Genomic DNA, 14,634 nt, shown 5'->3' with positions numbered 1-14,634 from the left:
TCGACCCTCCTCGGGTTCGCTACGATCGTCGATCAGCCCGATGAGCCTGAACCAGTTGGAGGGTGCGCCGCACAAAGATGCAGGCTCGCATGGAGCAGCTCCTGCGTCGGCGCGGTCCAGCGGAGGGGGGAATGCTTTTCATTCCATCTCCATCAGTTCAAGCGCGCGCCGATGCGCCGGCATATCCAGGCCGATGTCGAGGATAGGCGCGCTGTGTGTCAGCCATCCGACCGAGATGAGGTCGACCCCCGTCGCAGCAATCGCCGGAGCCGTTTTCGGCGTCACCCGACCGGAGGCCTCGGTGATGGCTCGGCCACCGACCAGTGCCACGGCGCGGGCAAGATCCTTAACCGACATATTGTCGAGCAGCACTGCGTCGACTCCCAGCGTGAGCGCTGTATCGAGCTGCTCAAGGGTCTCGACCTCGACCTCGATCTTCACCATGTGGCCTGCGGCGGCGCGCGCCCGCTCTATTGCCGTGCCAATGTCGCCGGCGATCGCGATGTGGTTGTCCTTGATCAGCACGGCGTCGTCGAGCCCGAAGCGGTGATTGGCGCCGCCGCCGACGCGTACGGCGTATTTCTCCAGCGCGCGCAGGCCGGGCGTTGTCTTTCGCGTGCACACGATCTTCGCCTTGTGGCCACGCACGGCCTCGACCATCGTCGCTGTGGCAGTGGCGATGCCGCTCAGGCGGCACAGAAAATTGAGCGCCGTGCGCTCGGCCGTGAGCAGGCCTCGCGCCGGTCCGCACAACTTGGCGATAGTCTCGCCCGCCGCGACATCGCTGCCGTCAGCTCGCCAGATGTGCATGTCGATCGCAGGCTCGACGAGCATGAAGGCGAAGGCGGCCAGATCGAGACCGGCAACGATGCCCATCTGTCGCGACTTGAGCACCAAGGTGGCCGTGCGATCACGCGGGATCACGGCGTCGCTGGTCAGATCACCGCATCTGCCCAGGTCTTCGAGAAGAGCACCGCGCACGATCGGCTCGATCAGGGTTGAGGGAAGGGGTGAGAACGAATTCATGTCAGGGTGCTCCGTATCGGCGCCCGCCAGCTGAGTGCGACGGCGGTCTGTATTGCGCTGCGCAGTGTCAGCCGTGACTGGCGCGCATCTGCATCGCGTCCGGGGAAATCGGAACGACAGTGCGAGCCGCGGCTCTCTTCGCGCCGCAGGGCCGCAATGGCGATCATCAGCGCGACCAAGGCGGGGCCGGAGGCAGCGCTGTCGTGAGCTGCAATCGGCAACAGGGTCGCCACCCCGTCGCGTAGCGTCTCGCCATCGCGGATGATGCCGAGCGCGGCCGAGACGATTGGGCGGATGCCGGAGGCGTCTGGCCGTCGAGGCACGAATGCGGAACACACGCGCGGTCGCCGGGTGTGTGATACGTCGGCGACGCTTTCAGCAACCCAGCTCGCTGTGACCGCCGCTTCGATAAGCGAGTTGCTGGCGAGTCGGTTCGCGCCGTGCAGACCGGTGCATGCGACCTCGCCGCATGCCCACAATCCCTCGATGGAGCTGCGGCCGGCAGCGTCTACAGCAACACCGCCCATGTGATAATGTGCCGCCGGGCGCACCGGGATCGGGTCGGTCGCGGGATCGATGCCGGCCTGGCGACACAAATCGGCGATCGCCGGAAAGCGCTTGTCAAATCTGAGGCCGAGACATTGCCTTGCGTCCAGGAACACACGGCGTCCGACAGCGAGCTGGTGCCAAACCGCGCGCGCAACCACGTCGCGAGGCGCAAGCTCGCCCCCTGGGGTTTCAGCGAGGAAACGCTCTCCTTGCTCGTCGACGAGCACAGCACCCTCGCCGCGCACCGCTTCGCTCACCAGCGGCATCGGCCGCCGCGGACCCTCGAGAGCGGTCGGGTGGAACTGCACGAATTCCAGGTCGGCGAACTCCGCCCCGGCACAGGCGGCGAGCGCGAGCCCCTGTCCACATGAGCCAGGCGGGTTTGTCGTATCGCTAAACAAGCCGCCGATGCCGCCGGTCGCCAGGACCGCGCGGCGCGTTGGCAAGGCGATTGCGCCCGTGCACCCGGCCGCGACCACGGCGATAATCGCCCCGTCTTCCACGACAAGCCGGCGGGCCTCCACGTTTTCCAGGATAGTGATGGAGGCTGTGCGCCGTGCCGCGGCGATCAGCGCGCGGACCAGCTCGCGGCCGGTGGCATCGCCCGCCGCATGCACGATCCGCCGCTGCGAGTGCGCCGCCTCAAGCCCGAGCCGCAACGCGCCGTCAGCGCGTCGGTCGAATGCGACACCGAAGCGCTCTAGAGTCCTGATCGCTTCAGGTGCAGCTCGGACCGTTCGCCGTACCGTCGTCACGTCGCAGAGGCCGTCGCCCGCCGCGAGGGTGTCACAAAGATGAAGTTCGGGACTGTCCTCGCCGCCGACACTTGCCGCAAGACCGCCTTGGGCGAGCTCGCTGCAGGCTCCGGTTCCCAGCCCCGCATTGGACAGAAGCACAACCGGTTCCGGCGCCAGATGAAGCGCCGTCATCAGGCCTGCCACACCGGCGCCGATGATGACCGGCGCCCCGCCGATGTCATGAACGTCGAGGCTCATATGGAAAGCATACGCTCGACCGAGCGGCGCGCGCGCCCTGAAATCCCGGGATCGATCCGAACCTCATGCCGGTTCTCCTCGAGTGCGACGCGAATGTTAGCCAGCGTGATGCGCTTCATGTGCGGACAGAGATTGCAGGGGCGGACGAACTCGACCTCGGGATGCGCGACCGCGACATTGTCGCTCATCGAACATTCCGTTAGCAGGACTACGCGGGGTGGTTTTTCCCGCTCGACATAATCCGACATGGCCGCGGTGGAACCCGAAAAATCCGCCTCTGTGACAACGTCCGGGGGGCATTCGGGATGGGCCAGCACGATGACACCCGGATGTGCGGCGCGCAGTTCGCGAATATCGGCCGGGGTGAAGCGCTCATGCACCTCGCAACGACCCTTCCAGGCGATGATCCCGACCTTCGTCTCGGCGGCGACGTTCTTGGCGAGATATTCGTCGGGCAGCATGATCACACGCGGCGCGCCGAGCGATTCCACCACCGCCTTTGCGTTGCCCGAGGTGCAGCAGATGTCGGACTCGGCTTTCACAGCGGCGGAGGTGTTGACATAGGTGACGATGGGCACGCCGGGATAACTCTGTCGCATCAGCCGCACGTCTTGTGCCGTGATCGAATCGGCCAGCGAGCAACCAGCGCCGAGGTCGGGGATAAGCACGGTCTTGTTCGGATTAAGCAGCTTGGCCGTCTCGGCCATGAAATGCACGCCGGCAAGGACGATGACTTGCGCCTCGACTGTCACAGCCTTGCGGGCCAGCGCCAGGCTGTCGCCGACAATGTCTGCGACGCAATGGTAGATCTCGGGCGTCTGATAGTTGTGCGCCAGGATGATGGCATTGCGCTCGCGCTTGAGCGCAAGGATGGCTTCGATATCGTCCACGAAAGACGGCCATTCAATCGGCGGGATCACGCGCCGGACGCGCTCGTAGAGGAACGCGGCCGTAGGCAGCACGGCGCTCATTGATGCCCCCCCTTATACTCTAGCTGAAGATAACCGGCATATACTTGCCGTGAGTATAAGGGATGTCAACCCCGCGCCAGCGGCAATTTTGTCCCGGCGACGGCCCTTTCGTCGAGAACGGCGTGGCGGAAGCGGTAGAGCTTCGCCGGCCGACCACCGGTCTCCGCAGTGGTCTCGCCGGTCTCCTCGACCAGTTCCTGTTGCTCGATCAGGCGGCGAAAGTTCGGCTTGTGGATGAGCCTGCCGGCGAGCGCCTCCACGGTTCGCTGCAGCTGCAGTAGCGTAAAGGTCGGTCGCATAAGCTCAAAGACGACGGGCCGGTATTTGATCTTGGAGCGTAGCCGCGCAATGCCCGTTGCCACGATACGGCGATGATCAGCGACCATGGATTTGCTCGGCACCAGGGGAAGCGGCGTCTCCCGTCCTCTTCCGGCCTCTTGGACCAGGCCTGCTTCATAAAGTAACTCATATCGCTGAAGCACGAGCTCCTCATTCCAATAACGGTCGCCGAAGCCAAAGGCGATCGCCGCCCGCTGCCGGCGTTCGCGTCGCGTGGCCGCGTCGCTCGCTCCGTCTGCCCAACCGATCAAGCGTGGTCGCACAACATCCAGCACCACCGGCGGGGTGCCGGAGCGGTGGTCCTCCCATGGAAAATAGTCGTACCAGCTTTGCCAGCCGCACTTGGATGAGCCCGTTGCCTGTTCTTTGCTAGTCAAAGCGAGATAGCTGATGGAGATGACGCGCTGCTGGCGTTCGGCGCCGATTCGGTCCCGATCGGCGAAGGTGTAAAGCTGCTCGATGTATCCCAAGGGCTGGCCGGTCTGCTGCTCGACCCACCCCCTCAAACCGGATTGCGGCGACCGGTGCTCAAGCGCAAAAGGTCCGGACGGCAGGGTGTCAGCCTGGCCGATGGTTAGGAGACAGGGGTCACTTTCATTTACGGCCACGACGACGGCGATCAGGTCCACTTTGACTTGGTCCGCCTTGCCGGCTTTGTCTTTCCTGGTTCCTGTTGCCTGATCGTCCATGTTCGTGAAAGTGGTTGACCCGAGCCCGGGAGCCTTAATCGATTTAATGTAAGCGAGGCTGTACGCACGTCAACACCGCACAGCTGCATCCCCATTTTTAGCTCTTCGCACTTGCACAAAAATGTGCCAAACGCGACACCCGCGGCGGGTAACGCAAGGGAAGGAGGGATGGGTTGAGCGCAGCTGGTGATCGAAAGGGAATTGCACCGTTGGATGTTCGGATGCGGAAAGGCCAGACTCCACTCGTCTGCCTGACGGCATATACCACGCCGATCGCCAGTTTGGCCGATCGACACTGCGACATCGTTCTCGTCGGCGACAGCGTCGGCATGGTCCTGCACGGCCTCTCGTCGACGCTGAGCGTCACCCTCGACATGATGATCATGCACGGCCAGGCGGTGCGCCGCGGTCTGGTGCGAGCATTGATGGTCGTAGACCTGCCATTCGGTTCCTATGAAGAAAGCCCCGAGCAGGCCTTCCGCAACGCTGCGCGCCTGATGACGGAGACCGGTTGTGCAGCGGTGAAGCTCGAGGGGGGCCAGACCATGGCCGAGACGATCCGCTTCCTCGCCGCGCGCGGCGTGCCTGTCATGGCCCATGTCGGCTTGACGCCGCAGGCGGTCAATACTCTCGGCGGCTACCGCGTCCAGGGGCGGGGAGACGATGCCGAGCGCATCAGGCGCGACGCCGGTGCGGTCACGGAAGCCGGCGCTTTCTCGGTGGTGCTGGAGAAAGTGCCCGAGCCGCTCGCACGGCGCATCACTGCGGAGATCGCCGTCCCCACAATCGGCATCGGCGCCTCGCCCGCCTGCGACGGCCAGATTTTGGTCAGCGATGATATGCTCGGGCTTTTCGGCTCTTTCCGGCCGAAATTCGTCAAACGCTACGCCGAACTAGGCAACCAGGCCGATGCGGCGATTGCGGCTTATGCCGCCGACGTGAGGGAACGGCGCTTTCCGGCGGCCGAACATCTCTACGCCAACGAGACGAAGGCCGGAGACGTCACATGAGCGTGCCGATCGTTCGAACCGTTGCCGAACTCCGCGCTGTTGCCGCGGGATGGCGTCGCTCAGGCGCCCGTGTGGCCGTTGTGCCGACCATGGGAGCCTTGCATGAAGGCCATCTGAGCCTCGTGGGGGCCGCGCTTCAGAAGGCCGAGCGGGTAGTCGTGACGCTGTTCGTCAATCCCAAGCAGTTCAACAGTGCCGCCGACCTTGCCGCCTATCCTCGGACGGAAAACGAAGATGCTGCCAAGCTCGTGCCGACAGGCGCACATCTGCTCTATGTACCGGATGCAGACGAGATGTATCCAGCGGGCTTCGCCACGGCCGTTTCGGTGTCCACTCTCAGCGAGGGCCTGTGCGGCGCCTTCCGGCCCGGCCATTTCGATGGCGTGGCGACGGTCGTGGCCAAGCTCTTCCTGCAGACCGGCGCTGACTTCGCCTTCTTTGGCGAAAAGGATTTCCAGCAGCTTCAGCTTGTCAGGCGCTTGGTCCGGGACCTTGACATCCCGATCACGGTGGTCGCATGTCCGACAGTCCGCGAAACCGATGGTCTTGCACTATCGTCGCGCAATAGCCGGCTCTCGCCAGCAGAACGCGCCATTGCCCCAAAGCTGGCTTCAGTCTTGCTCGACACGGCTGAGCGGCTTGCGCGTGGCTCTCCTGTCCTGCCCATGCTTGATGAAGCGCGTGCAACAATTCTGGCGACAGGCTATCGCGAGGTCGAGTACCTGGAACTTCGCGGCGAAACAGACCTGCAGCCGCTGGCAAGGCTTGACCGACCAGCACGCTTGCTTGTCGCGGCTTGGCTCGGCGACACGCGGCTCATCGATAACGTCTCAACATCCCCGGTTGGTAAGTGGCCAGGTGCGCGGCGTTCGCTTCACCGGGAAGCAGCAAAGTAATGCCGGCGATGATGGCGACCAAATCGTCCGCGTCGCATCGATGCGGGGTCGTTTAGACCCAGATTTCCCCTGGCATCGAGCAACATTCGAGGAGGTCGCGCAAAGGGCTGATGTATCGCGTATTCGAAAACTTCGTCGAGCAACTCTCTGCAAGCATCGATGCGGTCGACCTCCATGAGGCGATGGCGTCCGCCGCAGCCGGCTTCGACTTTCCGCTCTTCGCCTATTTCAGTTACCCGTCGGTCTCCGGCCAGACGCCGCGATTGATTTCAAATTATCCTTCATCCTGGACATCGCACTATCTGCAACTGCGCTACCACAGCCATGATCCGGTGATCCTGCGCGGGCTGCAAGGCTGGGATACTTTTGATTGGGGCGTGGATCGACCCCGCCAGTGTCTGCCGGCCTCGCAGCAAGAAATCCTGGAAAAAGCAGCTCACTTTGGCATTCGCGGCGGATTGACCATGTCCATGCATGACCATCGCGGCCGGTTTGCGGCGCTGACCTTCGCTTCCGACCAGTCCCGTCCGCCTCTCTTGCGGTCACTCACTCGCTACGAAAAAGCATTGCAGCTGGTCGCAATCAACTTTCATATACATGCCCGGCGCCAGCTCGCCGAAGATTGCGTGGTGGATGGCATAACGCTGACCCCGCGGGAGTTCGAATCCCTGAAATGGGCGGCGCGCGGTAAGTCCGCCTGGGATATCAGCCAGATCCTCGGCGTCTCGAAACGCACCGTGCCTTCCATCTGGAAAACGCCAAGGCAAAGCTTGGCGTGCGAACCATAAACCAGGGCATAGCACGGCTGACTGCTTCCCGTCAGTGGAGATCCTGACCTCCTTTTGTTGGAAAGCTGTAAAGGTCTACAGGCTGCATCAATGTCGGCTTTGCTCTTCGATAGCGGGAACACATCCTGCACGGAGGCGACAGATGATGCAGCTGATAACACCTGAACTCTACGGCGAGTTTCCAAACGAGCTCAACGAAATGCACGGGCTCAGGCATCGGGTCTTCAAGAAAAGGCTGGATTGGGAAGTTCAGACCGAAAGCGAGATGGAAACAGACGCATTTGACAGCCTGAACCCCGTCTATCTGCTTCTCAAGGGATCCGACTGGCGAATTTGCGGTTGCGTCCGTCTTTTACCGACCACCGGACCGACAATGTTGCGCGACACCTTTCCGATGCTGCTGGGTGAGACTGCGGCGCCCGCGAGTGCCCGCATTTGGGAGAGCAGTCGTTTCGCACTCGATCTCCCTCCATCAGCGCCTAAGTCTGGCGGACTGGCGCAAGCAACCTACGAGCTCTTCGCCGGCATGATCGAATTCGGCTTGGCGAACAATCTCACTCGGATTGTGACAGTGACCGATACGCGCATGGAACGGATCCTGCGTCTCGCAACGTGGCCGTTGTCGCGCATCGGACAGCCGAAGCCGGTCGGTAACACGGAGGCGGTCGCCGGTTTTCTCGAGATTTCCCACGCTAGCCTAAAGCGCATCCGCTGGAGGGGACGTCTGAACGGACCTGTATTATGGCAACCGGTTCTCGGCCTGTCGGCGTAGCGCTTAACGATGCTCAGCCTGACCAATGCTCCTGCCCGCGGGCGCTACGTACGGTTGATATGCTGGCCGGACGGCGTAGTGCGAAGCTTACGACTATTCCGGTCGATTCCCCCGCACGACCTGGGCCCAGGAAGTTTTTAGGTGCAATCCGCAATTCCAGCGTTACCACACAAATGGCGCGCCCCGCCGCAGACACCCGAGTTTTTGGGCGCCGTAAAAGCCCGGATTTCTTTACGCCGCAAAAAAGCAGCAGCTTCGGAATCGTTCACAGAGCAGCCAAGGCCTGCACCGCTGGACGATGCTCCTCTCAGCGGTGCTTTCTGGTACCAAAAAAGCCCCGGCGCTGGGTCGATGCGCCGGGGCTTTGGGCACGTACGAGCTACACCAACATGTCCGCTTATGAACGTGCGCTAATAAAGTGAACGAATGGTGAATCGCGCAATAGCTCGCCGAACGGGGTTCGTTCATGCTCCCATCTAAGAAGTGTTGCTGGCATGGATCAACGCTGCCGTACCGTACCAGTCGCTGCGCGACCCCGCCGGCTGATCATCGCCGAAGCTCTTGAGCAGGAACTCGATGCTTGCTGAGAATCCTCGGCCGTCGTGACAGGTTCCTTGCCATGTCGGAGCCAGCCATCCTAGGCAGGCAGGTTCTTCGGACTTGATCAGAACCAGTTGAACCGCCATATGCGCCAGTCAGGTGGCCCATGGACGAGACCGACCCGGTAGAATTGATGTCCATTTTTTCACTTGCTAGGAGCGCCAGTCGGGAGGAACTCTCCCGAGTTGTCAGGCGCCTTTGCTCTCTTCGAGGTGTATATGAAAGATTCGCGCATTCCCGAGCCAGTCTTGACGGCTATGTCGGAGGGGGCCCACATTATCCGTGCTTGTCGTGAGCACCTTGGATATTCCGTCGAGGACCTGGCGGTGGCGTGCGGGCTAGTCGCTGAGGAAATCCTGAACATTGAATCCGGTCTGAGATACAACAAGGGCTATCGAGATCGGATCGCGAAATCGCTGTCCCTACCAGCGGGAATTCTTGAGGCGGACCAGGACATATTGGACGCGGCCTGATCCAGGGGAAGACTTGTTGCCCGTTGGGTCTGTCGGGAGCAGGTCGCGTAGAAATCAACTGAGTCGGTGTTCCGTTGGCTGTCTAGCATCTTGGAATCCGGCTTTCCCAGTTGTACCAGCGAGGCGACCTGAAGCTTTGAAATACCAGCCTTGTCGTTTGCATCGAAGATCGCTCCGGGCACGAAACATAGCCAAGCGTGCAAGGGGGGAGATGGCAGCGTCGCCGTTGCACTACCGCCTTATCACAATCGAAGCGCGCCGGACTTCCCAGCCCTCCCGTTCCAGTTCCGGCACGCTGTGGTTCTCGCTCGGGTAGCCGACGCAGAAGTAACCGATCAGCGTCCACTCCGGCGGCGCGTCCAGGATCGTCGCCATTTCGGCCGGGTCGAGGATCGAGACCCAGCCCATGCCTATTCCTTCCGCGCGCGCCGCCAGCCAAAAGGTGTGGACCGCCATCACCGCCGAATATTCGATGGTTGCGGGCATGGTTAAACGGCCGAGCCCATGTCCCTGTTCTGTCGCGCGGTCGGCGAAAACCGCGAATTGGCAGGGCGCCTCGTTCAGGCCGGCGAGCTTCAGGCGCGCATAGAGCGCGGCGCGTTCGCCGCCGAACGATGCCAGCGCCTCCGCATTGCAGCGCTCGAAGCATGTCCTGACGGCGGCGCGGCACTGCGCACTCTCGACCATGACGAAACGCCAGGGCTGGCTCAGCCCGACCGAGGGCGCAATGCTGGAGATGTCAAGCAGCCGTTCCAGCGCGCCTTCGGGGAGCGGCGTCGGCTTGAATCGCCTCACGTCTCGCCGCCACAGGAACAGATTGGCCAGATCGGCGCGAAAATCGTCCGGAAATTCCGGGTCTGACGTCATGGTGTCGTACTGCCTTTGCGAAGAAAGTAGGGGAGTAGGCAATAAGGCAGCAGGGCAGTAGGGCAGTAGGGCAGTAGGTTGTGTGCGTCAAGTTCTTGTGTGGATGCCAGCCTTTGCAAGGAGGAACCTGAAGCATTGGACATGTGATCGAGTGCGGTCATGTGTCAGGCCTTGATTTGCGGCCGTTCCATGTGCCGCGGGCCGGTATGGTGATGCGCGGATCAGGTCCAAATCAGCAAAGCGAGCTTGCGTGGGCTCTCAACTTGACTCTGGTTTTCCTGACCCCGATCTGATCGATCATTTGCCCATGCAGTTCATGCCTTCCTCACATCTCCGACGTCCCGGTCTCAGGTGCGTTGTTGCAAATCACGCAGGCACCGTCGCCGGATTCCGGTAGTCCTCCTGTTTCGTCAGCATGGCCCAGATGCCACGCGCCATCTTGTTGGCCAGCGCGATTGCCACCAGCATGCGCGGTTTCTTCAACATCAAGCGGGCAAGCCAGGATCCGTCGGGCGCGCGCCTCCGAGACGCCCATCGAACCACAGCCATGGCGCCGATGATGAGCAACCGCCGAAGATCGCGCTGGCCCATCTTCGATACCTTCCCTAGTCGTTGCTTGCCGCCGCTCGACTTCTGCCGAGGGACCAGCCCGAGCCAGGCGGCGAAATCGCGACCGGACTTGAAGGCTTCCATCGGTGGCGCAAAGGTTTCAATGGCAAGGGCAGCGATAGGGCCGACACCGGGCATGGTCTGCAAGCGCCGAGATGTTGCAGCTTGCTTGGACAGCGTGTCGATCGTCTTCTTCAATGCCGCGAGCCGGCTGCTCAACTGGTCGATCTGGTCAAGGAGAGCGCTGCAGATGTCACGGACCAGATCCGGCAGGTCTGCGCTCTCGTCCTCGACGATCTCTGCCAGACGTGGCAGGTGGCCGATGCCTTGCGGAGCAACATAACCGAACTCATAGAGGTGCGCGCGCAGCGCATTCACCAATTCGGTTCGCTGATTCACGAACTGCTCTCTGGTGCGAAACACGATAGCCCGGGACTGCTGCTCCTTGGTCTTCGGTTCGACAAAGCGCATTGTCGGTCGTTGCGCTGCTTCGACGATCGCCTCCGCATCTGCGACGTCGTTCTTCTGCCGCTTGACGAACGGTTTGACATAGGCCGGGGCAATCAGTCTTGGCTCATGGCCAAGCCGAGCCATCTGACGGGCCAGTAGTGGGAGCTGCCGCACGCTTCCATCGCCACGACACATGCCGGTTGACTCGCCATGAACTTGCAAAACTGCAGGCGCGACAGCTTCTTGCGGAACACAACCGATCCATCAGCTGCCGCCCCGTGCAGCTGAAAGACGTTCTTTGCCAGATCGACCCCAATGATGGTAATCTTTTCCATGGATGCCTGCCTCTCCTTTGCGTGGCGCTAACACCACAAACTTTGGCACATTGCGATGCCGTCGGAGAAGGCTGGCATCCACCCCATCAGCAAAGATGGCGTGGCATTAGCGGTGACGTTGGCGTGTCCGCAGCCCCCGTGTTTAGCGGAGCGGCGGACATGGCGGGCCGCGTCTCAGGCGGCCAATGCCCTGAGGTTCTCCTTCTTGTGCTCGCGCAGATGATCCATGTCGAGGTAGCGGGTCGCCTCGAGCCAGTTCTCGTGGATCTCCACTGATTGCTCGCTTTTCCTGCTCGATTAACTGCAGAAGCGCGGCGTAACCGCCAAGCAGGCGCACCGGCGGATATTTTCGCGCAATCCCTGTAACGTGAAGGAGAAGGTAACTAAGGAGCGCGGCTCGTGCGCGTTAGGTATATCCGAACGTGTGCGGCAGATCGTAGCGCTCTCCCCGGACACATCCGCTCGCCACAGAGCCCTCGGTGGCCGGCCGCTCGGACGCGCAGGCGGATCCAAAAATCCACAGATGCATTCCGGTCATATGCTAGCTGCCAAGCATATGACCGGCCTTTCGCAAGGCGCCTAGGAAGAGGCCGGCATGGACGGTGACATCGATCTTGGCCTGCATTGACAGGGGCATGCCGGCCCAGTTCTCCAATGGCGAAATGAAATGTGAGAAAGTGCCATTGACCATGCAAGAGCGGGTAACAAGGCCTTGTCTGTCCAACGCGACCACGCCCGTCTGGTCGGCTCCATATCGGATGGCTGCGATCCGCTGGACCTCCGAGTCACCATCGACCCGCACGTCGAAAACCAGGACACCGTGGCTCCTCGTGGCTATCTCTGCGGCTTTTTGGTTGAAGCTTAGGGAGAGTGAGCGCACGCTTTCGACCGCCATCTGGAAAATCGCCAAATCCAGTTCATCCAACGCCATGTAGGCTATTGCGCGCAATATAGGGGTGATTGCAACGACGCACACGGCTTGTTCACAGGTGTCGGCTCACGACCAATCCGTTAGCTGGTTTTGCCACTCGGCCACCGACGGATTCGTGTTCCAGATCGAACTGATCCTGAAGCGGGGCGCGCGCACTGTCCTTGAACTTGGGCTTCTGCACTCCCGCCGTTAACGAATTCCGTTCCTTCCTCGTTGCTTCGCCAATTCGCGTGTGGCCTATGCAAGCATCCGTAACGCAGATTTGGATAGGTCAGCTTCTTTCCCAGCATACCTCGAGTCGCTTCGCATTTGTCCTTCTGAGCATATGCTTGGGTTTGGACATCCATCAAAGAGCCCGCTGTCGGCGCCCGGTGCGCCACGGCACGTCAGCGATCAGACTCCACCGGGTTCACAAAGTTGACTCGCTGGGGTAGGGGGACCGCAGAGAAATCTCCGGTCGCAGCCTTACCCGGTCAAAACAAGGATACCACGATGAAGACTCTCGTCATCTGCTCCGGCGGATTGGACTCCGTTTCCCTTGCTCACAGCGTGGCAGCGGAGCACGAGCTCGCCGGCCTCCTGTCTTTCGATTACGGCCAACGACACAGGAAAGAATTGGGCTTCGCCGCTCTCTGCGCGGAGCGACTGAACACTATGCACCAGATCATCAACATCCCCGAAATCGGCCGCGGCCTTTCCGGCTCAGCGCTCACCGATAATGTCGACGTGCCGGACGGCCACTACGCCGAAGACACGATGAAGATCACGGTGGTGCCGAACCGGAACGCCATCATGTTGGCAATTGCCTTCGGTCTCGCCACCGCGCACAAGGCCGAAGCGGTGGCGATGGCCGTACATGGTGGGGACCATTTCATCTATCCAGATTGCCGTCCGGCCTTCATCGAAGCTTTCCAGATGATGCAAGACCGCGCGCTGGAAGGCTACGCAGAGATTCGCCTTTATACGCCTTACGTCAACCTCTCGAAGGGCGACATCGTCCGGGATGGAGCAAGACACGGAACGCCATTTGCGGAGACCTGGTCGTGTTACAAGGGCGGCGAGCGTCACTGCGGACGGTGCGGGACCTGCGTGGAGCGGCGCGAGGCGTTTCATCTCGCGGGGCACGCTGATCCTACCGACTACGAAGACCCTGTCTTCTGGCTCGAGGCGCTGCGGAGGGGGAGCGCCTGATGTTCCGCATCACCAAGGAATTCCACTTCTCGGCCTCGCACCAGCTCACCTCTTTGCCGCCGGATCATCAGTGCGCGCGCCTGCACGGGCATAACTACATCGTCGAAGTGGAACTTTCGGCGAAGGACCTGGACGCGCACGGCTTCGTGCGCGACTATCACGATCTGGCGCCGCTCAAACGCTATATCGACGAGAGCCTCGATCATCGGCACCTCAACGAGGTGCTGGGACATGAGCAAGTCACGGCGGAATACTTGGCCAGACATTTCTATGAATGGTGCAAGGCACGTCTGCCGGAAACCGCGGCCGTGCGGGTGAGCGAAACCCCGAAAACCTGGGCGGAATACCGGCCGTGACGGACACGCGTCCCGCAATCCGTGTGAGCGAGATATTTGGGCCCACGGTCCAGGGCGAGGGAGTGCTCATCGGTTTGCCTACAGTCTTCATCAGAACCGGCGGGTGTGACTACCGGTGCTCCTGGTGCGACAGCCTCCATGCGGTGGACAATCAATTCCGCCACGAATGGGAGATGATGCCAATCGATGCGGTGTGGCAAAGCGTCGTTGGGCTTTCCGGTGGCCGGCCCGTGATGGTGTCGCTGTCAGGCGGCAATCCGGCCATTCAGCCCTTCGGTGCGCTGATCGAGCGAGGCCATGGTGAAGGTTACCGTTTTGCGCTGGAAACCCAGGGTTCGGTGGTCAGGGACTGGTTTGCGGATCTTGATGTGCTGGTTCTCAGCCCAAAGCCGCCGTCAAGCGAGATGAGGACGAACTGGGCTGCATTCGAGGCGTGCATAGAAGCAGCGCAGGAGAAGCCGCAAATCGTGCTCAAGCTCGTTGTTTTCGACAAGAATGACTACGCTTACGCCAAAGACGCCGCTGCGCGATTTCCGCGCCTTCCGGTCTATCTGCAACCCGGCAATCACACGCCACCGCGCCCTGGCAATGAAGACGCACCTGTCGACCTGGACGGAATAATAAAACGCATGGAGTGGCTTGTGGAAAAGGTGACACACGACAGGTGGTTCGAAGCACGCGTGTTGCCGCAGTTGCACGTTATGCTCTGGGGAAACAGGAGAGGCGTCTAGTCGCGTCTGTGCGGGAAATGCGCCTGCGGATTTTCGGTTCGACGGGTTGGCCGCCA

Annotated in this window: 12 protein-coding genes and 2 pseudogenes; 7 read left to right on the top strand and 7 right to left on the bottom strand. The window is 61.5% G+C overall.

The features are described from left to right. Positions 1-138: 138 nt before the first annotated feature. The 4 genes from nadC to AC0NIE_RS31715 all read right to left on the bottom strand — a co-directional run bounded on the left by nadC (position 139) and on the right by AC0NIE_RS31715 (position 4,569). Positions 139-1,026 carry a carboxylating nicotinate-nucleotide diphosphorylase gene (nadC, locus tag AC0NIE_RS31730; protein ID WP_473489921.1) on the bottom strand — a complete coding sequence of 296 codons (888 nt, stop codon included), beginning with the start codon at positions 1,024-1,026 and terminating at the stop codon, positions 139-141. Further along, on the bottom strand, positions 1,023-2,570 hold the full coding sequence (locus AC0NIE_RS31725) for an L-aspartate oxidase (protein ID WP_473489922.1): 1,548 nt from the start codon (positions 2,568-2,570) through the stop codon (positions 1,023-1,025). The genes nadC and AC0NIE_RS31725 overlap by 4 nt, the downstream gene beginning before the upstream one ends. Further along, the gene (gene nadA / locus AC0NIE_RS31720) at positions 2,567-3,541 is read right to left on the bottom strand and encodes a quinolinate synthase NadA (RefSeq protein ID WP_473489923.1); all 975 of its coding nucleotides are present in this window, start codon (positions 3,539-3,541) and stop codon (positions 2,567-2,569) included. Before nadA ends, AC0NIE_RS31725 begins: the two co-directional genes overlap by 4 nt. A 65-nt stretch (positions 3,542-3,606) precedes the next feature. Then, a complete protein-coding gene (locus AC0NIE_RS31715; RefSeq protein ID WP_473489924.1) occupies positions 3,607-4,569 on the bottom strand; it encodes an NUDIX hydrolase in 963 nt (320 codons plus the stop codon). 173 nt (positions 4,570-4,742) lie between these two features. Between AC0NIE_RS31715 and panB the strand changes: the two genes are divergently transcribed. The 4 genes and pseudogenes from panB (at position 4,743) to AC0NIE_RS31695 (ending at position 8,035) form a co-directional block, all read left to right on the top strand. Further along, the gene (gene panB / locus AC0NIE_RS31710; protein WP_473489925.1) at positions 4,743-5,579 is read left to right on the top strand and encodes a 3-methyl-2-oxobutanoate hydroxymethyltransferase; all 837 of its coding nucleotides are present in this window, start codon (positions 4,743-4,745) and stop codon (positions 5,577-5,579) included. After that, entirely contained in the window at positions 5,576-6,475 is a 900-nt protein-coding gene (gene panC / locus AC0NIE_RS31705; protein ID WP_473489926.1) for a pantoate--beta-alanine ligase, read from the top strand. The genes panB and panC overlap by 4 nt, the downstream gene beginning before the upstream one ends. Positions 6,476-6,585: 110 nt before the next feature. After that, a pseudogene (locus AC0NIE_RS31700) lies at positions 6,586-7,310 on the top strand (LuxR family transcriptional regulator). Positions 7,311-7,405: 95 nt separating this feature from the next. Then, positions 7,406-8,035: an acyl-homoserine-lactone synthase gene (locus AC0NIE_RS31695; RefSeq protein ID WP_473489927.1), complete on the top strand. Its 630-nt coding sequence runs from the start codon at positions 7,406-7,408 to the stop codon at positions 8,033-8,035. Between the two features lie 1,304 nt (positions 8,036-9,339). On the opposite strand, the gene bluB is transcribed toward AC0NIE_RS31695, so the two are convergent. The 3 genes and pseudogenes from bluB to AC0NIE_RS31680 all read right to left on the bottom strand — a co-directional run bounded on the left by bluB (position 9,340) and on the right by AC0NIE_RS31680 (position 12,300). Further along, on the bottom strand, positions 9,340-9,975 hold the full coding sequence (gene bluB, locus AC0NIE_RS31690; RefSeq protein ID WP_473489928.1) for a 5,6-dimethylbenzimidazole synthase: 636 nt from the start codon (positions 9,973-9,975) through the stop codon (positions 9,340-9,342). A gap of 366 nt (positions 9,976-10,341) precedes the next feature. Continuing rightward, positions 10,342-11,369: pseudogene (locus AC0NIE_RS31685) on the bottom strand (IS110 family RNA-guided transposase). Between the two features lie 541 nt (positions 11,370-11,910). Next, entirely contained in the window at positions 11,911-12,300 is a 390-nt protein-coding gene (locus AC0NIE_RS31680; protein ID WP_473489980.1) for a hypothetical protein, read from the bottom strand. A gap of 492 nt (positions 12,301-12,792) precedes the next feature. Between AC0NIE_RS31680 and queC the strand changes: the two genes are divergently transcribed. Genes queC through queE form a run of 3 tightly spaced genes read left to right on the top strand, consistent with a single transcriptional unit; the run spans position 12,793 to position 14,578 of the window. Then, entirely contained in the window at positions 12,793-13,491 is a 699-nt protein-coding gene (gene queC / locus AC0NIE_RS31675; RefSeq protein WP_473489979.1) for a 7-cyano-7-deazaguanine synthase QueC, read from the top strand. Continuing rightward, entirely contained in the window at positions 13,491-13,847 is a 357-nt protein-coding gene (queD, locus tag AC0NIE_RS31670; protein ID WP_065010611.1) for a 6-carboxytetrahydropterin synthase QueD, read from the top strand. Before queC ends, queD begins: the two co-directional genes overlap by 1 nt. Continuing rightward, a complete protein-coding gene (gene queE / locus AC0NIE_RS31665; protein WP_473489978.1) occupies positions 13,844-14,578 on the top strand; it encodes a 7-carboxy-7-deazaguanine synthase QueE in 735 nt (244 codons plus the stop codon). Before queD ends, queE begins: the two co-directional genes overlap by 4 nt. The last annotated feature ends 56 nt before the right edge of the window (positions 14,579-14,634 follow it).

This window comes from Mesorhizobium sp. WSM4842 (assembly GCF_055901575.1).
The sequence above is the reverse complement of the archived record's forward strand: the minus strand, read 5'-3'. Positions and strand labels throughout refer to the sequence as shown.

Coding starts and splice junctions, on each gene's coding strand:
- AC0NIE_RS31695 (WP_473489927.1), top strand. CDS start 7,406: ATGATGCAGCTGATAACACCTGAACTCTACGGCGAGTTTCCAAACGAG.
- panC (WP_473489926.1), top strand. CDS start 5,576: ATGAGCGTGCCGATCGTTCGAACCGTTGCCGAACTCCGCGCTGTTGCC.
- nadC (WP_473489921.1), bottom strand. CDS start 1,026: ATGAATTCGTTCTCACCCCTTCCCTCAACCCTGATCGAGCCGATCGTG.
- queC (WP_473489979.1), top strand. CDS start 12,793: ATGAAGACTCTCGTCATCTGCTCCGGCGGATTGGACTCCGTTTCCCTT.
- queD (WP_065010611.1), top strand. CDS start 13,491: ATGTTCCGCATCACCAAGGAATTCCACTTCTCGGCCTCGCACCAGCTC.
- AC0NIE_RS31725 (WP_473489922.1), bottom strand. CDS start 2,570: ATGAGCCTCGACGTTCATGACATCGGCGGGGCGCCGGTCATCATCGGC.
- AC0NIE_RS31715 (WP_473489924.1), bottom strand. CDS start 4,569: ATGGACGATCAGGCAACAGGAACCAGGAAAGACAAAGCCGGCAAGGCG.
- bluB (WP_473489928.1), bottom strand. CDS start 9,975: ATGACGTCAGACCCGGAATTTCCGGACGATTTTCGCGCCGATCTGGCC.
- AC0NIE_RS31680 (WP_473489980.1), bottom strand. CDS start 12,300: ATGGCGTTGGATGAACTGGATTTGGCGATTTTCCAGATGGCGGTCGAA.
- nadA (WP_473489923.1), bottom strand. CDS start 3,541: ATGAGCGCCGTGCTGCCTACGGCCGCGTTCCTCTACGAGCGCGTCCGG.